Genomic DNA, 25014 nt, shown 5'->3' on the forward strand with positions numbered 1-25014 from the left:
AAGTGGGGACCAACGACCCACCACAGACCGCCTGGTCCCACACTGGTCACGTGGACGAGCAGAGGATCGACGCGACCGGCACGGAGTGGCGGATCGCCATCACCGACGCCGACATCCGTGCCGCGAAGAAGGCCTGGCAGGCCGCGTGCGAGGGTGAGGCGTCCCTCGCGCGCACCCATCAGCTGCACGAGTCCTACCGCGGGCTCGTCCGGCTCCAGGCCCAGCAGATCGCCGAGGAGTTCCGGGCCCGCCTGGCCTGACCGGCTCTCAGACGAACAGGCGGAAGCCGCGGGTGACCCGCAGCCGCCACGCCCCCGGCGTCTCCTCGAGGTACTCGACCTCGAGCTCCCCGCGGGCCTCGTCGCTCAGCAGGTGCAGCAGGTCGACCGGGTCCTCCGGTGCGACCAGCACGAGCGAACCGCCCGAGGGCACCGAACCGAACACCGCCAGCGCCGTGGACTCCCGCACCCCCCACGAGACCGCTCGCAGGTCCACGACCGGATCGCCCTCGCCCGGCCACGCGAGCTCCGTGTCGTCGTCGGCGGCCACGGTGCGGTCGACGGGGGACTGGGCGGGCTGGACGGCCATGGGCGGTGCTCCGAGACGGACGACTCTCCCGCGCCGGCGCGGGCTCCAAGTCAGGATCACCTCACCTCGTGCGGGTCGACCGGGACCTTCGACCGGGGTCGCCCTCCGGGCCGGATGAAACATCCTTCAGCAGGGGCGGGTCGGTCCGTCTGCAGCGACGCGTACCGTGCGGGGGTGCCGTCGTACCGCGTGAGCCTGGCCGTGGGACTGCTCCGCCCGGGCACCTCGGCCCCCGAGCTGCTCCCCGAGCTCGTGCGGGCGGCCGGTGGGTCCACGGTCGTCGAGGCGAGCGACCTGGCCGTCGTCCGTGGGCAGGCGCGGGTCACCGTGAGGTTCGTCGGAGACGACGACGCTGCGGCCCGGCGCACGGCCTGGGCCGTCCTGGCCCGTGCCGACGAGCTCGCGGAGACCGCCGAGCCGCGGTTCACCCGCCGGTTCGGCTCACGGTGGTACGCCGTGGCCCGCGCGCGCGGCTGACCCGCGCAGGCGCCCTCAGAGCAGGGGTTCGCAGGCGCCGACGACCTCGGGCGTCCCGACGATCCGTGACACCCCGGGCACCGAGGTGTAGCGGTGCGCGACCACGAACCCCGGGCGGCCCCGGTCGCACGCCTCGACGAAGACCGCCTCCCGGCCGTTGCCGTCGCGCCCACCCCGGCCTGTCCTCGCGGCGCCCGGGGGGACGCCGTCGCGAGTCGTCACGTCGTCGTCGAGCCGACCCTGCCAGGCGATCGCCGCGCGCACGGCCCCCGAGGCGCGCACCCAGGCGCGGGCGGCCGCAGGTTCGGCGAAGCGGCGCACGACCACGTCGACCCCGTCGTCGACCATCGCGAAGGGTGCGAGCGGGCCGCCGGCCGGGACGACGTCGTCCACCGCCTGGGCCAGCGCCCGCAGGGCGAGGTCCTGCGCCGGGGTCGACGGCGGGGAGGGCAGCTCGTCGGGCGTACGGGGTCGTTCGTGCGCGCCGGCGGGTGCGGGCCCCGTCGGGTCGCCCGGCACCGGGGGGCCTGCGACCTCCGGTGCCCGCTCGTCGCCGGCGCGGGCCGGCGTGGGGACCCGCGGCTCGCCCGTGGTGTGCCGGGAACGGGTCCCCGTCAGGTGTGCGACCGATCGGTCCACCCAGCGCTCGACCCACCCCTGCTCGCCCGCGCGCCACCGGGCGGTGACCTCCTCCAGCGGGGCGACGCACCAGGCCGGCGTGAGCACGACCGGCGCAGCGCCCTCGGGGGTCGTGCGCAGCATCCACGCGCCGTCCGCGCGCGCGGCCAGCACGTCGCCGAGACCGACGCCCAGCGCGCGCACCAGCGGACGCGGGTCCGCCGCGCCGCCCGACTGCGACCACGCGGTCCAGGACCGGTCGTACAGCGCGCCGATCGCACGCGCGTCGCGCACGTCCACGCCGCTCGCCGCCAGGTCGCGGCGGAGCCGGTCCATGTGGCCGGTCTCGTCGGGGGTGAGGGGTCTGTCACCGGCGACGTCCCCGGCGCTGTCCCCGGCGCTGTCCTGGGGCCCGGCGGCCCCGCGCGGGGTCCCGTCGGGCACGTCCGTGAGGGTCGTCCGACCGCCGTGCGTCCCTGCTCCCCTCGGGTCCTGCGTCGTGGTGATCGCGTCCTGGTGGCCGTTCCCCGGGCCGGCGTCGACTGCCATAGAGACGGTGTCGGCGCGTCGGGGCGACCGATTGAGCCCTCGGGCACCGAATCATCCGGTTGGCGGTGTGCGCCTACCCTGGATCGACGTCTGCACGCCTCGACCCCCACGGAGCGTCCCATCCGCCGGTCAGACCACAGCCGCCGTCAGCGGCGGGATCCCGCGGCGCAGCAGCCTGCGCCGGGCACCGACCTGCCCGTCGACGCGCAGGTCGACGGACAGCGCGACGGACAGGTCGACCACCGCCTCACCGGGCGTGCGCGGCGTCGACGCGGTGGCACGGCACGCCCCGGGCGCCCGCGGGTGGCGCTCGTCGCGGCGCTGGTCCTCGTGGTCGCCGTCGTCGGCACGGGCGCTGCGTGGGCGTGGCGGGTGCGCACGGATCGCACGGAGCAGCTCGCGTGGGACGAGGCGGTCGTGCGCGTGCAGGACCAGGCCTCGGCCGACGCCGAGGACGACGCCTGGCGGGTGCAGCACGAGGCGACGGCCTCGCGCAGTCGGGCCGCCCAGACCCTGACCGAGGCGCAGCAGGTGCTCACCGACGCGATCGCCCAGGCGACGTCCACCCTCGGCGGCAGCGAGGGGCAGGTCGCGGACGACGCCGTGCGGCAGGCACTCGCGGCCGCGGTGGCCGCGGCGCAGGTCCCGGCGACGTCCGTGGTCGCCGTGCGAGCCCAGGTCGCGGCCGTGCAGACCGCCGAGTCGGCCGTCGTCGACGCCAGGACCGCCTGGCAGGCAGCGCAGGCAGCGCAGGCCATGCAGTCCGGCCAGTCCGTCGCAGCGGCGCCGAGCGGGTCGGCCGCGAGCGCGGCCTCCGGCACGGGCGCGTCCGGCGGTTCGTGCACGACGACCTACACCGGGCCGCCGTTCTACACCTCGGCCCCGACCGACGGCGGCGACGGGTCGAACGGGAGGCTCCCGGCCTCGATGCTGGCCGCGATCTCCTGGGACGTCGACCCGCACGGCACGCCCTACTACCTGCGCACCGCCGCTGCGGCCGCCCTCGAACGGCTCGACGTGGCGTTCGTCGCCGCTTTCGGGCACCACCTCGACCTGGACCTCACCTACCGGGACTACGACACCCAGGTCGCGATGCGCGAGGCCCTCGGCACGGTCGCCGCGGTGCCCGGCACGTCGTCGCACGGCACGGGCCTGGCCCTCGACGTGCCGGAGCTGCCCTGCGAGTACGGGTGGGACACCGCGCAGCGCAGCTGGCTCGTGACGAACGGGCCGTCCTACGGGTGGGTGTCACCGTCGTGGGCACGCCGGGGCGGCTCGAACCCGGAGTACTGGCACTTCGAGTACGTCGGCTGACCGCCCTCAGACCTGACGGGCCCGGCTGGGCTGCACGCGGGGTGGTTCGCCGGGCATCTTCGGGTACTCCGGCGGGTACGGCAGGTCGCCGTGCCCGTGGTCACGCTCGTCCCGGTCGGCCATGGCCAGCAGGGGCTCGAGGGACAGCCTGCCGGGTGCTCCGGCCGTGAGGTCGGCGAACAGGTCGCCGACCTGCGCGAACCGGGCGGGCACTGTCGTCATGTCGAAGTCGTCGGGGTGCACGTCACCGACCTCATCCCAGCGCAGCGGCGTCGAGACGGTGGCGCGGGCGTTGGGACGGATCGAGTAGGCGGAGGCGATGGTGCGGTCGCGGGCCATCTGGTTGTAGTCGACGAAGATCTTGGCGCCGCGCTCCTCCTTCCACCAGGCCGTCGTGACCTCCTCGGGCATGCGCCGTTCGAGCTCGCGACCCAGCGCGATCGTCGCGCGGCGGGCCTCGACGAACGTCCACCGCGGCTCGATGGGGACGAACACGTGCAGCCCGCGTCCGCCGGACGTCTTGGGCACACCCGTCAGCCCGACCTCCGCGAGCAGCTCGCGCAGGCGTGGGGCGACCCGGGCGGCGTCGGTGAAGTCCGTGCCGGGCTGCGGGTCCAGGTCGATGCGCAGCTGGTCGGGGTGCTCGACGTCCGCGCTGGTCACCGGCCACGGGTGGAACGTGATCGTGCCCAGGTTCACCGCCCACGCGACGACTGCGAGCTCGGAGGGTGCGACCTCGTCGGCGGTGCGGCCGGAGGGGAAGGCGATGCGGGCCGTGCGCACCCAGTCGGGGGCGCCGGTCGGCACCCGCTTCTGGAAGAACGCGTCGCCGCGGGAGTCCTGCCGGGTGGCCATCCGTGCGCCCTCGAACACGCCCTTGGGCCAGCGCTCGAGGGTCGTCGGTCGGTCGAGCAGGGCACCGAGCAGCCCGTCGCCGACGGCGATCACGTACTGCGCGACGTCGAGCTTCGTCAGCCCCCGCGCCGGGAAGACGACCCTGTCCGGCGAGGAGAGGCGCACGGTGCGTCCGCGCACCTCGAGCTCCACGGCCGGTGCGGTCGACGGGGACATGGTCCTCACCGTAGGCGCGGGCCCTGCCGGCGCAACAGGGAGCCGGGCGTGAGCGGGGCCGCTCGGCCGGACGGTCTCAGGCGCCGAGCAGGCCCCTCTGGTGCGCGACCGTCACGGCCTCCGTGCGACCCGACACCCCGAGCTTGGCGATCAGGTTCGACACGTGCACCGAGACGGTCTTCCCGGAGATGTACAGCGCCTCGCCGATCTGCCGGTTGGACAGACCCTGCGCGACGAGCGAGAGCACCTCGGACTCACGGGCGGTCAGCAGGTCGGGTCCGTCGACCCGCACCCCGGGCAGGTCCAGGCGCCCGCGACGGGCCAGGTCGCGCACCGCGGCGGCCAGCGGTGCGGCACCCATCGCGTCCGCCTCGGCCAGTGCGCGCCCCGCCTGCTCCCGGGCCGCCGCGCGCTCGCCCTCCTCGAGCAGGGCCTCGGCCCACCGCCACCGGGTGCGGGCCTCCTCGTAGCGGTAGCCGTAGGCGAACGCGTCGGTCGCGGCGGCCCACAGGGCGACCGCGGGCCGACCGAGTGCCCGCGCGTGCTCGGCGTGCGCCCGGGCGAGCCAGGCGCGCCCTTCGGGACCGAGCGGCCCGCCGCGCGGTCGTCCCCGTTCAGCGGTGGTCACGGCACGCTCGAGCAGGGTGTCGGCCTGGGCCTCGCGTCCGTGGACGTCCTTGCCGAGGAGTCTCTCGGCCGCCGCGGCGTCGGCCAGGGCCCCGAGCGCCAACGCGGCCAGCCAGATGCCGCCGAGGAAGTAGTCGCTCCACCGCTGGTCGAGGTGGCCGATGACCGCCAGCGCCAGCTCGACGGCCTCGTCGTCACGCCCGCGCCAGGTCAGCGCGTCGATGGTCGTCCCGCCGCCGATGAGGGCGATCGAGCCGTCGCGCTGCCACATCGGCTCCAGTGCGCGCCCCCGCTCGACCGTGTCCGTGTCACCGCGCGCGACCGCCGCGTACAGGTCGATCGCGCGCGCCCCCGCGGTCAGCAGGTCGAGCGCGGCCCCCGGCGCGGAGGTCCGTCCGGTGGCGCCCCGTGTGCCGTCGACCGGGTCGACCGGGTCGACCCGAGGGAGGACGGGCCGGTCGGGGTCGGGCGTGAGGTCGCCGAGCATGTACCGGGCGATCGTCGCGAGGTCGCGCAGCGAGACCGCGTAGGGGTCCCCGGACATGCCGGTCTCGACGGCCCGGGCCAGGCCCGCAGCGGTGAGCCGGACCGCCGCGTCGAGGTCGCCGGCGTAGAAGCGGTTGGACGCCAGGTTGTAGCGGGTGCGCAGCTCGGTCTCCAGGTCGCACGCGTCCCGGGCGCGGCCCAGGGCCTCGTCGAGCAGGGCTGCCGCCCGGGGCGCGTCGTCGACGACCAGCACCGCGAGCGTGGTCAGCGCGTCGGACTCGGCGTCCGCGGCACCGACGGACCTGGCCAGCTCGACGGCCTCGGTGGCGCTCGTCGTCGCCTCGCCGTCACGGTCGTGCGTGAGCGCGGCCCGCGCATAGGTGGCCAGCGCCCACGCGCGCTCGCGCACGCGCTCCGGCGGCAGGTCGTCGCGTGCCCGCGACGCCTCGGCCATCGCGTCCTCGGGTCGCTCGTCGAGGAGCAGGTAGCGGGCCAGGGCCGTCCGGCGCACGGCCCGCGCGACCGGGTCGGTGGACTCCTCGACCGCGGTCCGGGCGTGCTTGCCCGCCCGTTCCGAGGCACCTGCGCGGCTCGCGGCGGTGGCGGCGTCGACGAGCACGTCGACGTGCGAGCACCCGGTGAGCGCCGCTGCGTCGGGCACGGCATCCCACAGGCGCAGCGCCGTCTCGAGATGGTGCAGCGCCTCGGCGGGGGCCAGCACAGCGAACGCGGTGCGGGCGGCCTCGAGCGAGGCGGTCAGCGCGATCGGCAGGTCGGGTGCGCGCAGCGCGTGCAGGGCGAGCACGGAGGCCGGGCCGAGGCCGGGGTCGGCGAGCAGCGCGCGCAGGTACGCCCGGTGCAGCGAGGACACCTCACCGGGCAGCAGGTCGGCGGCGACCGCCTCGGCCAGCAGTGCGTGCCGGAACGCGATGTGCTCGTCCTCGCCCACCAGCACGTGCCGTGTGACGGCCTCGCGCAGCGCGTCGTCGACGACGCCCGGGGCGTTCAGGACGGGGTCGCCGCTCGCGACGACGGCGGCCCGCAGGAGCGGCTCGGTCACCCGGCGACCGGCGACCGAGGCGACCCGGGCGAGCTGCTGCACGGCGGGGTCGAGCTGCTCGAGGCGGGTCCGCAGCACGTCGGCGAGCGTCCACGGCAGGCCGTCGGTGTCGGCACCGGACTCGAGCAGCTCCTCGGCGTAGTAGGCGTTGCCCTCCGAACGCTCGATGACCCGGCGCACGACCGGCTCGGGCAGCTGCCTGCCGGCGACCGCGGTGGCGAACGCGCGGACCTCGTCGTCGGTGAACGGCGGCAGGTCGATGCGCTGCACGCGGGGGTGCCGGGACAGCTCGGCGACGACGGGCCGCCACGGGTGCCGGCGGTGCAGGTCGTCCGTGCGGTAGCTGGCCACGACGAGCACGTGCTCGGCGCGCAGCCGTGCGGTGACGAACCGCAGCAGGTCCCGGCTGGACGGGTCCGCCCAGTGCAGGTCCTCCAGCACGAGCACGAGCGGTGCGCCGGGGTGCCCGACCGCGGCGAGCAGCTCGACGACGCCGTCGAACAGCTGCATCCGGCTGCTCTGCTCGTCGGGCCCGGGGTACGCCGGGTCGTCGTCGCGGGAGCCGCCGACCTGCCCGGGGAGCAGGCGGGCGAGCGCGGGACGGGAGGCCACGACCGCGTCGACCGCGGTCGGGTCGAGCTCGCGCAGCCGGGCCAGGGCCTCGACGAACGGCAGGTACGGCAGGCCGACGTCACCGAGGTCGACGCAGTGCGCGGTCACCACGAGGGCGCCGCCCGCCTGCGCGAGCGCGGCCACGTGCCGCAGCAGGCGCGTCTTGCCGACCCCGGCGTCGGCGCCCAGCAGCACGACGGCCGGCTCGCCGGAACCGGCGCGCACCCACGCGCCGCGCAGCTGCTCGACCTGTGCGGCGCGCGCGACGAACGGGGTGCTCATCGGGCCACGTGCCATGCCTCCGATCCTCGCAGCAGCCACCCACGCAGCGCTGCCCTCCGTGCCCCGACCTCTCGCACCGGACGCCCGGCGCTCGCCCGGCGGGCGAGTCGCTCGGGGTTGACCGGACCGGTCGTGCGCGGTGCGGAGGCGCCGCGGAGCAGCTCCACGACGCGCTCGTGCCGGTAGGCGACCTCCGCGTCGAGCGCGGGTCCCCAGGTCATGGTCATGGCGTCCTCCTCCTGCTGCACGGGTGTCCTCTGCCGTCCTCTGCGGACAGACCTCACAGTCGTCGTGAGGCGACCGTGCTCGGATCCGTCGGTCGACCCGTCCTGCGGTCCCCGCTGCGGGTCGGTCGACCTGAGGTGGTCTCTGAGGTACCTCAGGGGCCACAGGGAGAGGACCCCGCCGAGGTGGCCGCGATACGGACGGGCCGGGGTGAACCGTGGTGGTCCGTGCGCAGGTGAGCGGGGGTGCGACGAGCATCACCCCATGCGTATGAGCCGTCCGGCCAGCGGATCACAGGACTGTCGTGCACCCTGGTCTGGTGGGTGAGGTACGGGACCTGAGGAGCGCCGCGAGCGCCCGGCGGGCACTGCTCGTCGAGGACGCCCTGGTGCTGCGCCCGGAGCGCTCCGCACCGCGGGCCGCCCGGCACTGGGTCATGCAGGTCGTGGCCGGGGCCGGTGTCGGCGGTGCGGTGAACCAGGTCGTCGAGCTCCTCGCGGGCGAGGTCGTGGCGAACGCCGTCGTGCACGGCCCCGAGTCGGGGCAGGTGCGGGTCGAGGTCGCCGTGGAGCCCGACAGGATCCGGGTCGCGGTCAGCGACGACGGCGGCGGCATACCGGTGGCGGGTCACCCGGAGCCGTCGGCGCCGAGCGGGCGCGGGCTGGCGCTGGTCGAGGCGCTCGCGGAGACGTGGGGCACGGTCCCTCGCGAGGGCGGCGGCAAGACCGTGTGGTTCGAGGTCCACCCCGAGGGCTGATGCTCCCCGAGGGCTGACGGGCCTGCCGCGACGCGCACGACGCCGAGCACCGCTGTCATGCACTGCTGCGACGCACAGCGTAGGTTCAGTGGCGCGTCCTCTCGACCCGCGGCGACCGCTCCTGAGACGGTTGCCTACCGGGTCGTCGGGGCACGTGACCGTGTGCACGCCTGGCGTGCACGGCCGCTGGACGAGGAGAGACACCGATGACCGAGCGCAGGGGCGACCAGGCCCTGGCAGGCGACGGACCGCAGGAGGCGCCCACGGGGACGGGGGCCGTCGCCGCCGTGACCCTGGCGTCGACCGCTGCGGGGCGCACCCCGACGATCCGTGCCGAGGTGCGCGACGACGGCACGGGTGAGCTGGCCGTGGACGGTGTCGTGCAGCAGGTGCGTGCCGGTTCGCTCGCCGAGGCCGGTGCCGCGGTGACCGCCCGGATCGCCGAGCTGGCCGCAGCCGCCGGCCGGTCGCTTCCCGCCGAGATCCGTGACCCGGACGGCCTGTGGGCGCTGCTCATCCACCCCGACGGCACGGTCGACGAGGCCCCCGGCACCGGTGACGAGACGGGGACGGCGGACACGGGTCCCGCGGCGTCCGCCCCGGCGGCGACGGGAGCGTCCCGCTCCGGCGCGGTCGCCTCCCCGACCCGGGCCGGTGCGACGGGCACGCCCGCGACCCCGGCCGCGTCGACCCCCGGCCCGGCGGCTCCGGCGCCGGACGCGTCACCGACCGCCTCACCGACTGCCGCGCCTGCCGCCTCGCCTGCAGCCTCGCCTGCCGCCCCGCCTGCCGCCCTGGCGGCCTCCGAGCCGACCCCGGCCGTCCCCGCGCCGACCACGGGTGCGACCCGCGCGGTGGCCGCGCCCGTGAGCCGGGCCCAGACCCGCACGGGTGCCGTCGCCGTGGTCCGCGAGCCGCAGCCCGCGTCCGGGTCGCTGACCCTGCCCACGCTCGACGACCTGCTCGCCACCCGGCACTCGGCCACGGGCGGGCCCGCCGAGGAGGGCTGGCGCGGCACCGTGCGTCGCCTCACCGGCGGTCGCTGGGCGCCGCACCCGGGCCCGGCCGAACGTCGACGCAGGGGAGAGGTCGCCGCCGTGCGCCGCTCGCTCGACGGCCCTCGCACGATCGTCGTGCTCAACCCCAAGGGCGGCGCGCACAAGACGACCGCGACCATGCTGCTCGCCGCCACCTTCGGCCTGCAGCGCGGCGGCTACACGCTCGCCTGGGACAACAACGAGACGCGCGGCACGCTCGGCTGGCGGTCCTCGCACGCCGACCACACGCGCACCGCGGTCGACCTGCTGCACGCGCTGCCGTCCCTGACCGCGCGCGGCACGGTCCGCATCGGCGACCTCGACCAGTTCGTGCGCACGCAGCCGACCGAGCAGTTCGACGTGCTCGCCTCCGACGAGGACGCGGCGTCGGCCGCCCTGTTCGACGCACGGTCGTTCTCCGAGCTGCACAGCATCCTGTCCCGGTTCTACCGGGTGCTCGTCGTCGACACGGGCAACAACATGCGCGCCTCGAACTGGCAGGCCGCGATCGACGTGGCCGACCAGCTCGTCATCGTCTCCACGATCCGTGAGGACACCGCGCAGTCGGCCGCGTGGGCGATCGACGCGCTGCGGGCCACGGGCCACGACGAGGCCGTGCGCCGCGCGGTCACCGTGCTCTCCGCGCCCGACGCGAAGGTCGACAAGGAGCTGCGCAACCGGCTGCGCTCGCACTTCGGTGCGCTGACCCGCGACGTCGTCGACGTGCCGCACGACCCGGCGCTCGTGGCCGGCGGGCCGATCCGGTTCGACGAGCTCAGCACCCGGACGCGTGACGCGTGGCTGCACGTGACGTCGGTGGTGGCGGAGGGGCTGTAGCCGGAGGGCTGCAGGCGTCGGGACAGGTCTCGGTGGGCGTGCAAGATCCTGCGCGGTGGGGACACAGTGCAGGTGAGGGCCATCCGTCCGTCTCGCACCGACACCGACACAGGGAGCCGCCGTGCGGCCGCACATCGCCGACGACAGTCCCGCCACCGACGCGCCGGGCGGCGCACCGACCCGCCTGCACGTGGTCGCCGACGGGACGGTGCACGACGCCGCCTGGTTCGACGCGCTGGTCCGCGAGCACGGTGCCGCCGTGCACCGATACCTGCTGCGCCGCATCGGCGCCTCGGGGCGGGACGAGGCCGAGGACCTCGCCGCCGACGTGCTGACCGTCGCCTGGCGTCGGCGCGACGACGTGCCCGACGGCGCCGAGCTGCCGTGGCTCTACCGGACGGCCGGGTTCGTGCTCGCCAACCACCGGCGCAAGGGCCGGCCGGTGCCGGTCGCCGACGTGCCCGACGAGGTGGACGACGCCGACCCGGCGGTGCTCGCGGTCGAGGACGCGCAGGTCCGCGCGGTGCTCGCGGCCCTCGGCGCGCGGGACCGGCAGATCCTGCTGCTGCACGCGTGGGAGGGCCTGACGGGTGCCGCGCTCGCGGAGGTCCTGGGCATCAGCCGGGGTGGGGCGGACGCGGCGCTGAGCCGGGCGCGCGCGCGGCTGCGCGAGGTCTGGGCCGCGCTCGACGCCTGAGCCACGGCCCGCGTGCTGCAAGGACGGGGCGCTCCGGCACACAGACGGGGTGGAGGGCTGACGTGACGCGGACCCGGCCGGACCGGCCCCACGCGACGCCCCTCGGGAGGGAACACCATGAGCGACAGGACGCCGACCGGCACGCCCGACGAGGGCGCGCAGCCGCAGGGCGAGGGTGCGCAGCCGCGCGACGAGGCGTTCGACCGCGTCCGTGCGGCGGACCCCGCCGCGGGGGCCACCGCTGATCTCGACCGGTTGGCCGCGACGGCCCGGGACCGTGCCGGGCTCGCGACCGCCGGTGCCGCCGATGCGGCCGCCGGCACGACCGCGAGCACGACCGAGAACACGCCTGAGGGCGCGACCGACGAGCTCGCCGAGGTGCGGGTCCTGGGCGGTGCGCGCACCCGCCGGCCCGCGCGCTGGCTGCAGATCGCGGCCGCGGTCGCCGGTGTCGCCGTGATCGGGGGCGGCGGCTACGCGCTCGGCCTGGTCCGGGACGGTGGCGGGGCGGCCTCGGTCGCCGACGCGGCAGCCCCGGCGATCAGCCTGGAGGGTTCCGCCGACCAGGGCGCGGCGGGCGACTCCGCGGCGTCGAGCTCGATGGCGGGCACGATGGCGGGCACGGAGTCGAAGCTGGCGGGCGACATGGCCTCGGGCTGGTGGTTCGGCGGCCGGACCGTGTTCACGCAGCAGGGCCTGTCCGACGAGGCCGGCCAGGGCAAGGCGTGGGGCTTCGACGCGGCGTCCGTCGTCACGCAGGAGACGGTGGCCCGGATCGCGGCGGCGTTCGGCGTGCCCGGCGATCCGCGGCAGGAGTACGGCAGCTGGACGGTGGGCCCGACGGACGGCACGGGGGCGACGGTCAGCCTGTCGCCCGACGGCCTGGCGAGCATGTCGTTCTACGACCCGACGCTCGACCCGTGGGCGCAGTGCTACGCCTCCGCGACGGACACGACGTCGGCCGGCGCGGCCGGCAGCGACAGCGCCGCCGTGGAGCCCGCGCCTGCCGAGTGCGTGCCCTCGGGCGCCCCGGCGCCCACGGGTGACGCGGCCGTGGCGGAGGTCCGTGACGTGGTGGCCGACCTGGGGGTCGACCCCGACGGCTGGGAGTACGAGGTGCAGACGGACACGGGCAACCCGCAGGCGGTGTACCTGACGTTGCAGCAGGTCGTCGACGGTCAGCGCACGGGTGTGACCGGCAGCGCGACGCTGGTGGCCGACGGCGTGCAGTCGCTGTACCTGCCGCTCGCGCCGGTGGTCGACCTGGGCACGTACGACGTGGTCAGCGCGGTCGAGGCGGTGCAGCGGCTGGCGGACCCGCGGTTCGGTCCGACGTCGAACGGCGTGATGCCGCTGATGAGCGGTGCCGTCAAGGATGCGACGACCTCGCTGGTCGCCCCCGAGGGTGCCGAGGCGACCGAGCCGACCGTGCCCGCGACTCCGACGGCCGGTGCCCGGATCGCGTGGCCGGTGCAGCAGGTGACGCTGACCTCGGCCCGTCTGGGTGTCGCGCTGACGACGCTCCCGGACGGCGCCTCGGTGCTCGTGCCGACGTACGAGCTGGCGGACGCGGACGGCACGACGTGGTCCGTGATCGCCGTCGTGGAGGACCAGCTGGACCTCACCCCGGCCGGCTGACCCGCACGCCGCGGTCCCGTCGCGTGGAGGGACGCGACGGGACCGCGGCGTGCCGGGCCGTCAGCTGGTCGTCAGGCGGTCGTCACACGGCCGTCAGGCGGTCGTGAGCGGGGCGACCCGCACGACGGCCGTGCCGCCCGCGGCGACCTTGAGGGTGCCGTCGACCTGCGTTCCGCTGATGAGCTCGAGGCCGTCGGCGGTGAGCACCGCGGCCTCGTCCCCGTGGTTGACGGCCACGAGGTAGTCGGCGTCGACGCCGTGCCGGCGGACCACCTCGAGCTGGGGGGCGTGCTCGGCCGCGGTGAGCCCCGCGTCGCGGTAGGCGGCGGTGAGCACGGGGGCGAGCTCGGCGACGGACAGCCGGGTGGAGACGTACCAGCCGGTCCCCGTTCCGTGCGGGTGGCGCGTGATGGCGGGCCGTCCGGCGGCGGGCCCGTCGAGGTAGGTGGACACGACGTCGGCGCCCTCGAGCGCGATGTCGTCGCTCCACACGTCCCCGACGAGCGTGGCCGGGTGGTCGGCGACCGTGCCGTCCCAGGTCAGGTGCACCTGCTGGTCGGCGCGCAGCGGCAGGAACTCCTCGACGGTCAGCCCGAGCACCTGGCGCAGCGGCGCCACGTAGCCGCCGGCGTGCACGGCGTCGTTCTCGTCGACGACGGCCGAGAAGTAGGAGACGACGAGCGTGCCGCCGTCGGCGACGTACCGGTCGAGGTTGGCCGCGGCGTCCGCGGTGAGCAGGTAGGACGCGGGTGCGACGACCAGTCGGTACCCGGACAGGTCGTCCGTGGGGTGCCGCATGTCGACGGTGAGCCCGTCGAGCCAGAGCCGCTCGTACCAGGCGCGCAGGCGTTCGGCGTGGTCGGCGTCGACGGACGGGCGCCACTCCAGGTCCTGCGCCCAGAACGACTCCCAGTCCCAGAGGATCGCGACGTCGCCGTGCACGCGGCTGTCGCGGACCTCGGCGAGCCGCCCGAGGTCGGCGCCGAGCGCGGTGACCTCGCGCCACACCCGCGAGGACGTGCCGGCGTGCGGGAGCATCGCGGAGTGGAACTTCTCGGCCCCGCTGCGCGAGGCGCGCCACTGGAAGAACAGCACGGCGTCGGCACCGTGCGCGACGTGCTGGAACGCGTTGCGGGCCAGCTCGCCCGACCGCTTGGCGACGTTGCGCGGCTGCCAGTTCACGGCCGAGGTGGAGTGCTCCATGAGGATCCACGGGCGCCCGTCGGCGACGGAGCGGGTCAGGTCGGCCGCCATGGCCAGGCCGATGTGCCCCTGCTCGTCGGCGGCGGTCAGGTAGTGGTCGTTGGAGACGACGTCGACCTCGCGGCCCCAGGCCCACAGGTCGGTCGACGGGCAGGCGTTCGCCATGAAGTTCGTGGTGATGGGCACGGCGGAGTGTGCGCGGATCGCGTCGCGCTCGGCGAGGAAGCATGCGCGCAGCTGGTGGTCGGTGAACCGGGCGAAGTCGAGCCGCTGCGCGGGGTTGACCACGCTGGGGGCCACGGCGGGCGGCTGCACGTGCTCCCACTGCCCGTACCGCTGCCCCCAGAACGCGGTGCCCCAGGCGGTGTTGAGCGCGTCGAGCGTGCCGTAGCGCTCGTGCAGCCAGAGGCGGAACGCGGCGGCGGACGCGGGGGAGTAGTCGTCGGAGACGGGTGCGCCGTACTCGTTGTGCACGTGCCAGAGCGCGAGTGCGGGGTGCGTGCCGTAGCGCTGCGCGAGGGCGGTGGCGATGCGCACGCTGGCCCGGCGGTACTCGGGCGAGCTGGGGCAGGCCATGCCGCGCGAGCCGAAGCCGAGCACGGTGCCCTCGCGGGTGACGACCCTGGCGTGCGGGTAGGCGGCGAAGAACCAGGCGGGCGGGGACGCGGTCGGGGTGCCGAGGTCGACGCGGATGCCGTTCGCGTGCAGCAGGTCGATCAGCCGGTCGAGCCAGCCGAAGTCGTACTCGCCCTCGCGGGGCTCGAGCAGCGCCCAGGAGAAGATGCCGATGCTGACCAGGTTGACGCCCGCCTCGCGCATGAGGGCGACGTCCTCGTGCCAGACCTCCTCGGGCCACTGCTCGGGGTTGTAGTCGCCGCCGTAGGCGAGCCCGTCGAGGCCGACGGGCCAGCCGTCGCGGTGCGAGGCGGTGCTGTCGGCAGGGTGAGCGGTGGGGTGCTGGTCGGGCATGACACTCCGTCGAGTCATCAGAGATCGGATGTGCACGGTCACAGCCTGGGACCGTGCACAACGACCAGATAACACCAAGGATCTCGCTGTTGACAAGCCACCTGGCCGTGTCGTTACTGTGATCGTGCACAGGCAGCGCGGATCAGCCGCGCTCCGTCCGCCGCGAGGGTGCGGTGGACTTGACGAGGAGGTCAGATGCGCCTGCACACAGGCCTGAAGGTCGCGGCAGCACTCGCGGCCACCACACTGCTCATGACGGCGTGCTCGTCCGGCTCGGACTCCCCGGGCACCGACGACACCGCGGCCGGCCCGGTCGACCTGGTCTTCTGGACCTGGGCGCCCGGCATGGACGAGATCGCCGCGGTGTGGAACGAGTCGCACCCGGACATCCAGGTGACGGTCAACAAGCAGGACGGCGGTGACGCCGCGGTCACCAAGCTGCTCACGGCGATCAAGGCAGGGTCCGGCGCGCCGGACATCATGCAGGCCGAGTACCAGAAGATCCCGACGCTCGTCTCCTCCGACGCGCTCGCGGACCTGTCCGGCGAGCTCTCCGAGGACACCGCCTCGCACTTCTCGGACGGCATGTGGGAGGCCGTGACCCTCGGCTCCGACGCCGTCTACGGCGTCCCGCAGGACTCCGGCCCGATGGAGCTGTACTACCGCGCGGACATCTTCGAGCAGTACGGCCTCGCGGTGCCCACCACGTGGGAGGAGTACGCGCAGGTCGCCGAGCAGCTGCACACCGCCGACCCGACCAAGTACCTCGGCACGTTCTCGGCGCAGGACGCCGGCTGGTTCACCGGCCTCGCCCAGCAGGCCGGTGCGTCCTGGTGGGGCATCGACGGCGAGGCGTGGACGGTCGACATCGACGCCGACCCCACGCAGAAGGTCGCCGCGTACTGGGGTGACCTCGTCGAGAAGGGCGTCATCGACAACAAGCCGATGTACACCCCCGAGTGGGGCGCCGCGCTGAACGACGGCACGCAGGTCGCCTGGGTCTCGGCCATCTGGGGTCCCGGCGTGCTCGAGGGCAACGCCCCCGACACCGCCGGCCTGTGGAAGATGGCCCCCATGCCGCAGTGGGAGTCCGGTGACGAGGCGACCGGCAACTGGGGCGGCTCGGCCACCTCGGTGACCACCCAGTCCGAGCACCCGGCCGAGGCCGCGCAGTTCATCGAGTGGATGAACTCCTCCCAGGAGGGCGTGAACCTGCTCGTCGAGAAGGGCTCGGTCTACCCGGCCGACATCCCCGGCCAGGCCGAGGCGCTCGCCGAGCCGCCGGCGTTCTTCTCCAACCAGCCGGACTTCTACACGATCGCCGCGCAGATCGCGCAGACCGTGCAGCCGTTCCAGTACGGACCGAACGTCAACGTGGCCTACTCGGCCTACAACGACGAGTTCGGCAAGGCCGCCGAGGCCAAGTCCGCGTCCCTGTTCACCGACGCCGTCACCGCCATGCAGACGGCGACCGTCGAGGACCTGAAGAACTCGGGCTTCACGGTCAAGGAGTGAGTCCACGGTCGGCCGTCCGGCATCCCCCCGCCGGGCGGCCGACCGTCCTCCACCCTCGACCTGAACCCCCAGGGAGCTGATCCACCGTGACCACCGTTGCCCCCCCGACCGACGTGACGCGTGCCCCTCGCACCGCCGCGCGCAACCGTCGCCGCACGGGCCGCTTCGCCCCGTACGTGTACCTCGCGCCGGCCATGACCCTGTTCACCCTGTTCCTGGCCCTGCCGATCGCCTACGCGGTCTACCTGAGCCTGCGCGCCACGAAGGTCAGCGGGCTCGGCCTGGGTGCCGGGGCCAAGACCGAGGTGTGGGCCGGCTTCGACAACTACGCGCGGGCGCTGTCCGACCCCGACTTCATCGCCTCGGTCGTCCGGGTGGGCCTGTACGGGCTGCTGCTCGTCCCCACGATGCTCGGCCTCGCGCTGGTCTTCGCGCTGCTGCTCGACGCCCGGCGCACCGGTGCCAAGAGCTTCTCGCGGGTGTCGATCTTCCTGCCCTACGCGGTGCCCGCCGTGATCGCCTCGCTGCTGTGGGGCTTCCTCTACCTGCCGCGGGTCAGCCCGTTCTACTACGTGTTCGACCTGATCGGCTGGGACGCCCCGCAGATCCTGTCGTCCCAGCTCGTCATCTTCGCGATCGCCAACATCGGCCTGTGGGGCGGCGTCGGCTTCAACATGATCGTCATCTACACCGCGCTCAAGGCCATCCCGTCCGAGCTGTACGAGGCCGCCCGGCTCGACGGCGCCTCCGAGCTGCAGGTCGCCTGGCGGGTCAAGGTGCCGATCGTCACGCCGTCGCTCATCCTCACGTTCCTGTTCTCGATGATCGCGACCCTGCAGGTCTTCGCCGAGCCCATGACGCTGCGGCCCCTGACCAACACCATCTCCACCACGTGGAGCCCGCTGATGAAGGTCTACCGCGACGCGTTCGTCCGCGACGACATCTACTCCGCCGCCGCGACCTCGGTGATCATCGCGCTGGCGACCTTCGTGCTCTCGTTCGGGTTCCTGCGCCTCGTGCAGCGCCGCGCCTTCAGCCAGGAGAACAGCTGACATGACCGCCTCGACCCTCGCCCGTCCCGCCGCGCGCCCGGCGGACCTCAAGCCCACCGTGCGGTTCCGCACCGAGCGGCGCTCACCGCTGGCCACCGGCGTCCTGCTGCTCGGTGCCGTCTACTGCCTGCTGCCCGTCGTCTGGGTGCTCGTCGCCGCGACGAAGAACTCCGCCGAGCTGTTCTCGACGTTCACGTTCGCGCCGTCCACGCACCTGTGGTCGAACATCCAGGAGCTCTCGGCGTACCGCGGCGGCCTGTTCTGGCGCTGGATGGCCAACACCGCGCTCTACGCCGGGGTCGGCGGGCTGCTGTCCGTGACCGTCTCGGCGATGGCCGGCTACGGCCTGGCCAAGTTCCAGTTCGTCGGCAAGAAGGCCACGTTCAACATCATCCTGGCCGGCGTGCTCGTGCCCGGCGTGATCCTGGCGATCCCGCAGTACCTGCTGCTCGCCGAGGTCGGCCTCACCAACACGTACTGGTCGGTGCTGCTGCCCAGCGTGATCAGCCCCTACGGCATCTACCTGGCGCGCATCTACGCCGCCGCGTCCGTGCCCGACGACGTCATCGAGGCCGCCCGCACCGACGGTGCCAAGGAGTGGCGGATCTTCACCCAGATCGCCACGCCCATGATGATCCCGGGCCTGGTGACGGTGTTCCTGTTCCAGTTCGTCGCCATCTGGAACAACTTCATGCTCCCGTACATCATGCTCGGCGACGACAAGCTGTTCCCGATCACGGTGGGCCTGTCCGGTCTGCTCAACCAGGGCGCCACCCAGCCCGCCATGTACACCGCGGTCATCACGGGAGCCCTGCTGTCGATCCTGCCGCTCGTCGCGCTGTTCCTCACCCTGCAGCGGTACTGGCAGGTCGACCTGGCCGCCGGTGCGGTCAAGGCGTGACCAGGCCGGATGAGCCCTAGAGTGCCCGTGATGGACCACCGCACCCCTGCGCCTGCGCGCCGCCGCCCGACGATCCGTGACGTCGCGGCGGCCGCCGGTGTGTCCCGCGGCACCGTGTCCCGCGTGCTCAACGGCGGCCACTGGGTCTCGCCCGAGGCCCTGGTCGCCGTGCAGGAGGCGATCAGCAGCACCGGCTACTCCACGAACATCCACGCGCGCAGCCTGGTCACGGGTCGCTCGAACTCGGTGGCGTTCCTGCTCACCGAGCCTCAGCACCTGCTGTTCGAGGACCCGACGTTCTCGATCCTGCTGCGCGGCGCCGCCCAGGAGCTGTCCGCCCGCGGCGTGCCGCTGCTGCTCATGGTCGCGGGCACCGCAGCCGAGCAGAAGCAGGTGCTCGAGTACGTCGCCGCCGGGCACGTCGACGGGGTCCTGTCGATCTCGTCGCACGCCGGCGGGCAGGTGCTGGCCCGGCTCGTCGAGTCCGGCATCCCGACGATCTCGTGCGGCATCCCGCTCGGCTACGAGGACCGCATCGGCTTCGTCGCGGCCGACGACCTCGGCGGCGCCCGCAAGATGACCCGCTACCTGCTCGACCGGGGCCGCACCCGTGTCGCCACCATCACGGGCCCGATGGACACCCCCGGTGGCCGCCACCGGCTGGACGGCTACCGGCTCGAGCTCGGCGACGCGTACGACGAGACCCTCGTGGCGCACGGCGACTACACGCGCGCCGGCGGGGCCGCCGCGATGCGCGAGCTGCTCGAACGCCGCCCCGACCTGGACGCCGTGTTCGTCGCCTCCGACCTCATGGCCTCCGGCGCGATCGCCGTCCTGCGCGAGTCCGGACGCACCGTGCCCGGCGACGTCGCCGTCGGCGGGTTCGACGACTCGGGCCTCGCCGCCACGCTCGACCCGCCGCTGACCACCCTGCGTCAGCCGTTCGAGCGGATCGCCTCGGAGATGGTCCGCCTGCTGCTCGAGGTGGTCGAGGGCGGCGAACCGGCCGCCATCACGCTGCCGACGACCCTGGTGGAGCGCGAGTCGGCCTGATCGCACCGCGGTGTCGACGGCAGTCCGGCACAGTGGCCTGCATGGACGTCGAGGAGTGCGTGTTCTGCCGGGTCGTGGCCGGCAGCCTGGCGTCGAGCCGGGTGTACGAGGACGACCAGGTGCTGGCCTTCATGGACCTCCAGCCCGTGACCCGGGGGCACGTGCTGGTGATCCCCAAGGTGCACGCCACGGGCCTGGCGGACCTCGACGAGCAGCTGGGCATGGCCGTGTTCCGTGTCGCTCAGCGGGTGGCGGGCGCGCTGCGCGCGTCCGGGCTGCCGTGCGACGGGGTCAATCTGTTCCTGGCAGACGGGGAGGCGGCGTTCCAGGAGGTCTTCCACGTCCACCTGCACGTGTTCCCCCGGACGGCCGGCGACGGCTTCCGCATCGAGGCCGACTGGCGCGTGCGCTCCCGGGCCGAGCTCGACGAGACCGCGGCGACCATCCGCTCGGGAATCACTGCGGAGTCCTGAGGTCCTCGACCGTCCTTGAATCGCCCTCCTGGCTCGCGGTCGGCGAGTAGGTTCACGGGAGTTGAGCAGGGTGTGACCCCCGCGACCGCGGGGTGGTCCCCGACCTGGAGAGGTACCGATGACCACCACGGCTGACGACGCGAGCACGACCGACGGCGCGATCACGACGGCCGCCGGCCCCACGGCCTGGCGGCCGTCCGCCACGCTGCTCACGGGCGGGATCGTCACGCTCGCCCTGGGTTACGTGATCGGTCAGGCCGGGCTCTACCTCTACCTCGGCGCGGGGCGGGGATCCAGGATCTTCATCGAGGGCCACGGCTCCGCGGTGCTCGTCGTCATCGGTGTCGGGCTCGGACTCGCAGGCCTGGCCGCCACCCTGCTCGGGATCCATCGCCTGGCGAGCAACCTGGATGCGCTGACGGCTCCGCGCGATCCCCGCTGAGGCCGGGGCGGCACGGGCTCCGGGTGCGGCGAGGTTCCGCTCCCGTAGCGTGACGGCATGGCCGACGGACGACCGCTCCTGCTGCTCGACACCGCCTCGCTGCACTTCCGGAGTTCTGGTGCCTGACGACATCTCGGCGCGAGAGCGCGAGTTGCTGATCGACTGCCTCACAGACGACGTCAGTCTTGAATGGGTGCTCATTGACCTGGGTATCCGCGTGAATCCGCCCGTGACTCCCAATTGGCGGCCATCCAGCGCCAACCTCGATGAAGCGTTCTCGATACTGGCTCGGCTCGTAGATCTCGGGTTGGTCGCTGTTGGACGGATGGAGTACATCGACGAGGGGCCCGCGGGTCGCGTGGCGCCCGTCAGGCACGTGACCGAACCACTCGACGTCGTCCGTGCACGCGTGGACGATGCGGTTGCATCGGCGGCGCAAGGCTCCGACGTGGACTGGGCATATGCCTGTTGGGTCGTATCGACTCCGGCGGGTGATCGGCGGACGCGAGAGTTCGACAGTCTCCCGAGTGGCGCAACTCCGAAGGTAGGTTCGGGTCGTGGCTGAGCGTCCCGAGAAGTTGCTTTTACTCGACACCGCCTCGCTGTACTTCCGGGCGTTCTTCGGGGTGCCGGAGTCGGTGAGGGCGCCTGACGGCACTCCGGTGAACGCGGTGCGGGGGCTGCTGGACATGATCGCGCGGCTCGTGGTCGACCACCGGCCGGGGCGGCTCGTGGCGTGCTGGGACGACGACTGGCGTCCGGCGTTCCGGGTCGAGGCGATCCCCTCGTACAAGGCGCACCGGGTGGCCACGCCGGTCCCCGGCACGACGGGGCTGGAGGACGTGCCGGCCGCGCTCGCCGCGCAGGTGCCGATCATCGTCGAGGTGCTCGCGGCGCTCGGCATCGCGCGGGTCGGCGTCCCGGGCTACGAGGCGGACGACGTCATCGGCACGTTCGTCGCACGGGAGGTCGCGCGGCCCGCGGGCGAGCGGTCGGCGGTCGATGTCGTGACCGGGGACCGGGACCTGTTCCAGCTGGTCGACGACACCGTGCCGGTGCGGGTGCTGTACCCGGTCAAGGGCGTCAAGGAGCTCGAGGTGGTCGACGTCGCGCGGCTGCGGGAGAAGTACGCGGTCGCGTCCGGGCCGGCCTACGCCGACATGGCGGCGCTGCGCGGCGACCCGAGCGACGGCCTGCCGGGCGTGCCGGGCATCGGGGAGAAGACGGCGGCGGCGCTCGTGGGACGGTACGGGTCGTTGGCCGGCGTGCTGGCCGCGCGGGACGCGGGCGACCCCGGCCTGACCGCGACGCAGCGGCGGCGGCTCGAGGAGGCGGCGGACTACCTGCGGGTGGCGCCGCTGGTGGTGCGCGTGGCGTCGGACGCGCCCGTCGGGAACGTCGACGACCGGCTACCGCTGACCCCGGTGGACCCGGACGCGCTGGTGGCACTCGCCGGCCGGTGGGGGCTGACCTCGAGCGTGACGCGCCTGCTCGACGCGCTCACCTCGGTGGCCTGACCGGGCCGATCTGCCGGTCCTCTCGCGAGCCGGGCACGTCACGGTGTCGAATCGGGGCGGCAGCGTTCGTCGCAGGGGTGAGGGGGTCGCCCGACGGGGGCGTCCCGACCACGAGGGAGGACCCGAGATGCTCTACCTGATCTCCGTGATCGACGACACGACCGGCTCCGCGACACCGGACGAGATGGCCGCCGTCGACACGTTCAACGACAGCCTGCGCGCGCAGGGTCACTGGGTCTTCGCCGGCGGGCTCACCCCGCCCGGCTCGTCCACCGTGATCGACAACCGGGCCGGTCGGGCGGTGCTCACCGACGGTCCCTTCGTGGAGACGAAGGAGTACCTCGCCGGGTTCTGGATCATCGAGGCCCCCGACCTGGACGTGGCGCTCGCGCTCGCCTCCGAGGGGTCGAGGAGCTGCAACCGGAGGGTCGAGGTGCGCCCCTTCCTGGACGCGCCGGCGTGACTGAGACCTCCGAGGCCGCACAGGCGGTCGCCCGGGCCCACCGCGAGGAGTGGGCCCGGGTCGTCGGGGCCCTGACCAGGCGGTTCGGCGACCTGGACGTCGCCGAGGAGGCCGCTGCCGAGGCGTTCGCGACCGCGGTCGCACGGTGGCCCGCCGACGGTGTGCCGTCCCGGCCCGGCGCGTGGCTGACCACGACCGCGACCCGCAAGGCCGTCGACCGTCTGCGGCGCGAGGGCAGACGGGCCGAGAAGCAGGCGGCGGCGTGGGCGGAGCTCGCCGGCGGTCCGGCCGAGCCCGTCGGTGCCGTCGACGACGACCGGCTGCGGCTGATCTTCACGTGCTGCCACCCGGCGCTGGCACCGGAGGCTCGCGTCGCGTTGACGCTGCGCCTGGTCGGCGGTCTGACGGTGCCCGAGATCGCCCGGGCGTTCCTGGTGCAGGAGACCACCATGGGCCAGCGGATCACGCGCGCGAAGACGAAGATCCGGCAGGCGCGGATCCCGTACCGGGTGCCGTCGGCGGCGGACCTGCCGGAGCGCGTCTCGGGTGTGCTGGCCGTCCTGTTCCTCGTGTTCAACGAGGGCTACCTGACGTCGGGACCCGGCACGGGTCCCGTGCGCCCCGACCTCACGGCCGAGGCCATCCGGCTCGCGCGCCTGGTCCGCACGCTGCTGCCGCAGGACGGCGAGGCGGCCGGTCTGCTCGCGCTGATGCTGCTCGTCGAGGCGCGGCGCCCGGCACGCGTCACCGCGGGCGGCGAGCTCGTGACGCTCGACGAGCAGGACCGCACGGCCTGGGACGCGGGGCTCATCGCCGAGGGGCACCGGCTGGTGCGCGAGCGCCTCGACTCCGGGGTCGCACCCGGGCGCTACCAGCTGCTCGCCGCGATCAACGCCGTGCACACCTCGGCGCGCGACGTCCGCCGGACCGACTGGTCGCAGGTCGTCGCCCTCTACGACCAGCTCGTGGTGCTCGACCCGTCGCCGGTCGTCGCGCTCAACCGGGCGGTCGCGGTCGCCGAGGTCGACGGCCCCGAGGCCGCACTGGCGACCGTCGACCGCCTCGAGGGCGCGTTGGCCGGCTACCACCCGTTCCACGCGACGCGCGCGGAGCTGCTGCGCCGGCTCGGCCGCGACCGGGCCGCGCGCGAGGCGTACGACCGGGCCGTCGAGCTGGCGGGCAACCCCGCCGAGGCCGCCGCTCTCGCCCGCCGACGCGACCGCCTCGCGCCGTGCCCGAGCCCGACCGCCTGCACGGCAGAATGCTCCCCGTGATCACGGTCAGCACGGACGGCTCCTGCCTGCGCAACCCCGGCGGGGCGATCGGCTGGGCGTGGATCAACCACGACGGCGCGCACGCCAGCGGCGGGGAGACGTCCGGCACCAACCAGATCGCCGAGCTCAAGGCCGTGCTCGAGGCGATCCACGCGCACCCGGGCGACGTCCCGCTGACCATCGAGTCGGACTCGCAGTACGCGATCAAGTGCGCCTCGGAGTGGGTGCACGGCTGGAAGCGCAAGGGCTGGCGCACCGCGAGCGGCAGCCCCGTGCAGAACCTGGCGCTCGTGCAGGCGATCGACCGGGCGATCACCGGTCGGCCCGGCGGCGTGGCCTTCACCTGGGTGCGGGGGCACCGCGGCAACCACTTCAACGAGCGGGCCGACGAGCTGGCGGGCACCGCGGCGCGCGAGGCCCAGGCCGGCCGGCCCGGGCGCTGGGAGCACGCGGCGGACGTGGCCGCTGCTCGCGAGCCTGTGACCGTCGTCCTGGTCGATCCGGAGCCGGTCGTGCCGGAGGCGGTCGCGTCGGAGTCGGTCGCGTCGGAGTCGGTCGTGTCGGAGGCGGTCGAGCGGGTGCCGGTCAGCGCGTCGGTGAGCGTGCCGGTGGCTGCCGGGCAGGACACGCTGTTCTGACGGCGGTCGCGAGCGGGTCGCCCCGCAGCGCCCGGGTGGGTCGTCGACCGGTGCCGGTCAGGACCCGTCGCCGAGGATCGCGCGCGCGCCTTCCGTGACGTCGTCCGCGTAGCGCGCGAACCAGTCCTCGGGCGCGTGCCCCCACTGCCGGGCGACCGACGAGATCGGGAACACGACCAGGTCGTGCACCGGGTGGGCCAGCACGAGCTCGGGGCCCCGGGCGTCGGTGTAGACCTGCCACCGCATGCCGGGCAGCCGGGAGACCAGCAGGTCGCCCAGCGCGATGCCGAACGCGTTGACGAGGGTGTGCGGGTCGTCCCGGTCGGCGGACGCCAACCAGCCGGCCTGCACCCGGTCGAACAGGCGCGAGAGCGTCTCGACGTCGGCCTGCCCCTCGCACAGCCCGGTCACCAGCTCGCGGTGCTGCGCCGCCCAGACCAGCTCGGCGTCGTTGAGCGCTTCGAGGTCCCCGTCCGGGAGCGCGGCGGGAGGGAGGACCGGCTCGTCCCCGAGCACGTGTCCTTCCGTCGGGCGGTGCGGGTGCGGCACGCGAGGTCCGTCGGTGGGTCGCGGCACGGGCCTGAACAGTCCCATGCCTCGGCATCGGCACCCGGAGCGGGCGACTTGAGGGGTTTCGGG

General features: G+C 74.3%; 24 protein-coding genes. 17 read left to right on the forward strand and 7 right to left on the reverse strand.

Going from position 1 to position 25014, the window contains the following annotated elements:
* Window positions 1–50 precede the first annotated feature (50 nt).
* Window positions 51–260 carry a hypothetical protein gene (locus BKA22_RS10480; RefSeq protein ID WP_146953599.1) on the forward strand — a complete coding sequence of 70 codons (210 nt, stop codon included), beginning with the start codon at window positions 51–53 and terminating at the stop codon, window positions 258–260.
* 7 nt (window positions 261–267) lie between these two features.
* On the opposite strand, the gene BKA22_RS10485 is transcribed toward BKA22_RS10480, so the two are convergent.
* The gene (locus BKA22_RS10485) at window positions 268–588 is read right to left on the reverse strand and encodes a DUF2249 domain-containing protein (protein WP_179561739.1); all 321 of its coding nucleotides are present in this window, start codon (window positions 586–588) and stop codon (window positions 268–270) included.
* 174 nt (window positions 589–762) lie between these two features.
* On the opposite strand from BKA22_RS10485, the gene BKA22_RS10490 reads away from it, so the two are divergent.
* Window positions 763–1065, forward strand: a complete 303-nt coding sequence (locus BKA22_RS10490; protein ID WP_146953595.1) for a hypothetical protein — start codon at window positions 763–765, stop codon at window positions 1063–1065.
* A 15-nt stretch (window positions 1066–1080) separates the two neighbouring features.
* Here the strand turns inward: BKA22_RS10490 and BKA22_RS10495 are convergent, their stop codons facing one another.
* Window positions 1081–2232, reverse strand: a complete 1152-nt coding sequence (locus tag BKA22_RS10495; protein ID WP_146953593.1) for a DUF3806 domain-containing protein — start codon at window positions 2230–2232, stop codon at window positions 1081–1083.
* 303 nt (window positions 2233–2535) lie between these two features.
* On the opposite strand from BKA22_RS10495, the gene BKA22_RS10500 reads away from it, so the two are divergent.
* Entirely contained in the window at window positions 2536–3546 is a 1011-nt protein-coding gene (locus BKA22_RS10500) for a M15 family metallopeptidase (RefSeq protein ID WP_223203636.1), read from the forward strand.
* A 6-nt stretch (window positions 3547–3552) separates the two neighbouring features.
* Here the strand turns inward: BKA22_RS10500 and ligD are convergent, their stop codons facing one another.
* From ligD to BKA22_RS10515, 3 genes are all read right to left on the reverse strand, one after another.
* Entirely contained in the window at window positions 3553–4617 is a 1065-nt protein-coding gene (ligD, locus tag BKA22_RS10505) for a non-homologous end-joining DNA ligase (protein WP_146953592.1), read from the reverse strand.
* 76 nt (window positions 4618–4693) lie between these two features.
* Window positions 4694–7699, reverse strand: coding sequence for a helix-turn-helix transcriptional regulator (locus BKA22_RS20165; RefSeq protein WP_306458351.1), 3006 nt, complete (start codon window positions 7697–7699; stop codon window positions 4694–4696).
* Window positions 7681–7911, reverse strand: coding sequence for a hypothetical protein (locus BKA22_RS10515; RefSeq protein ID WP_146953590.1), 231 nt, complete (start codon window positions 7909–7911; stop codon window positions 7681–7683). The genes BKA22_RS20165 and BKA22_RS10515 overlap by 19 nt, the downstream gene beginning before the upstream one ends.
* Before the next feature lie 317 nt (window positions 7912–8228).
* On the opposite strand from BKA22_RS10515, the gene BKA22_RS10520 reads away from it, so the two are divergent.
* The 4 genes from BKA22_RS10520 to BKA22_RS10535 all read left to right on the forward strand — a co-directional run bounded on the left by BKA22_RS10520 (window position 8229) and on the right by BKA22_RS10535 (window position 12875).
* Window positions 8229–8666, forward strand: a complete 438-nt coding sequence (locus BKA22_RS10520) for an ATP-binding protein (protein WP_146953587.1) — start codon at window positions 8229–8231, stop codon at window positions 8664–8666.
* Between the two features lie 206 nt (window positions 8667–8872).
* Entirely contained in the window at window positions 8873–10540 is a 1668-nt protein-coding gene (locus BKA22_RS10525) for a chromosome partitioning protein (RefSeq protein ID WP_223203635.1), read from the forward strand.
* Between the two features lie 190 nt (window positions 10541–10730).
* The gene (locus BKA22_RS10530) at window positions 10731–11237 is read left to right on the forward strand and encodes an RNA polymerase sigma factor (protein WP_179561895.1); all 507 of its coding nucleotides are present in this window, start codon (window positions 10731–10733) and stop codon (window positions 11235–11237) included.
* Window positions 11238–11354: 117 nt separating this feature from the next.
* Window positions 11355–12875 (forward strand): hypothetical protein, encoded by a 1521-nt coding sequence (locus tag BKA22_RS10535; protein WP_146953585.1) that lies wholly within the window; start codon window positions 11355–11357, stop codon window positions 12873–12875.
* A gap of 93 nt (window positions 12876–12968) precedes the next feature.
* Here the strand turns inward: BKA22_RS10535 and BKA22_RS10540 are convergent, their stop codons facing one another.
* A complete protein-coding gene (locus BKA22_RS10540) occupies window positions 12969–15047 on the reverse strand; it encodes a beta-galactosidase (RefSeq protein ID WP_146953583.1) in 2079 nt (692 codons plus the stop codon).
* A gap of 195 nt (window positions 15048–15242) precedes the next feature.
* Here BKA22_RS10540 and BKA22_RS10545 point away from each other — a divergent pair, with 195 nt between their 5' ends.
* The 10 genes from BKA22_RS10545 (at window position 15243) to BKA22_RS10590 (ending at window position 24375) form a co-directional block, all read left to right on the forward strand.
* The gene (locus BKA22_RS10545; protein ID WP_146953582.1) at window positions 15243–16562 is read left to right on the forward strand and encodes an ABC transporter substrate-binding protein; all 1320 of its coding nucleotides are present in this window, start codon (window positions 15243–15245) and stop codon (window positions 16560–16562) included.
* 86 nt (window positions 16563–16648) lie between these two features.
* On the forward strand, window positions 16649–17614 hold the full coding sequence (locus tag BKA22_RS10550) for a carbohydrate ABC transporter permease (RefSeq protein WP_146953581.1): 966 nt from the start codon (window positions 16649–16651) through the stop codon (window positions 17612–17614).
* A gap of 1 nt (window position 17615) precedes the next feature.
* Window positions 17616–18515: a carbohydrate ABC transporter permease gene (locus BKA22_RS10555; protein WP_146953580.1), complete on the forward strand. Its 900-nt coding sequence runs from the start codon at window positions 17616–17618 to the stop codon at window positions 18513–18515.
* 30 nt (window positions 18516–18545) lie between these two features.
* The gene (locus BKA22_RS10560) at window positions 18546–19568 is read left to right on the forward strand and encodes a LacI family DNA-binding transcriptional regulator (protein ID WP_146953579.1); all 1023 of its coding nucleotides are present in this window, start codon (window positions 18546–18548) and stop codon (window positions 19566–19568) included.
* 41 nt (window positions 19569–19609) lie between these two features.
* Complete coding sequence (locus tag BKA22_RS10565) at window positions 19610–20041, forward strand: HIT family protein (RefSeq protein WP_146953578.1); 432 nt, start codon at window positions 19610–19612, stop codon at window positions 20039–20041.
* A gap of 118 nt (window positions 20042–20159) precedes the next feature.
* Window positions 20160–20483 carry a hypothetical protein gene (locus BKA22_RS10570; protein WP_146953577.1) on the forward strand — a complete coding sequence of 108 codons (324 nt, stop codon included), beginning with the start codon at window positions 20160–20162 and terminating at the stop codon, window positions 20481–20483.
* 557 nt (window positions 20484–21040) lie between these two features.
* On the forward strand, window positions 21041–22000 hold the full coding sequence (locus tag BKA22_RS10575) for a 5'-3' exonuclease (RefSeq protein WP_146953576.1): 960 nt from the start codon (window positions 21041–21043) through the stop codon (window positions 21998–22000).
* Window positions 22001–22127: 127 nt separating this feature from the next.
* Window positions 22128–22463, forward strand: a complete 336-nt coding sequence (locus BKA22_RS10580; protein ID WP_146953575.1) for a YciI family protein — start codon at window positions 22128–22130, stop codon at window positions 22461–22463.
* Complete coding sequence (locus BKA22_RS10585; protein ID WP_146953574.1) at window positions 22460–23737, forward strand: RNA polymerase sigma factor; 1278 nt, start codon at window positions 22460–22462, stop codon at window positions 23735–23737. Before BKA22_RS10580 ends, BKA22_RS10585 begins: the two co-directional genes overlap by 4 nt.
* Window positions 23734–24375, forward strand: a complete 642-nt coding sequence (locus BKA22_RS10590) for a ribonuclease H family protein (protein WP_146953573.1) — start codon at window positions 23734–23736, stop codon at window positions 24373–24375. Before BKA22_RS10585 ends, BKA22_RS10590 begins: the two co-directional genes overlap by 4 nt.
* A 57-nt stretch (window positions 24376–24432) precedes the next feature.
* Here BKA22_RS10590 and BKA22_RS10595 read toward each other — a convergent pair whose 3' ends face one another.
* Window positions 24433–24891: a DUF3806 domain-containing protein gene (locus BKA22_RS10595; protein WP_179561740.1), complete on the reverse strand. Its 459-nt coding sequence runs from the start codon at window positions 24889–24891 to the stop codon at window positions 24433–24435.
* Between the last annotated feature and the right edge of the window lie 123 nt (window positions 24892–25014).

The sequence above is a fragment of the Cellulomonas soli genome (assembly GCF_013409305.1).
GTDB lineage: Bacteria > Actinomycetota > Actinomycetes > Actinomycetales > Cellulomonadaceae > Cellulomonas > Cellulomonas soli.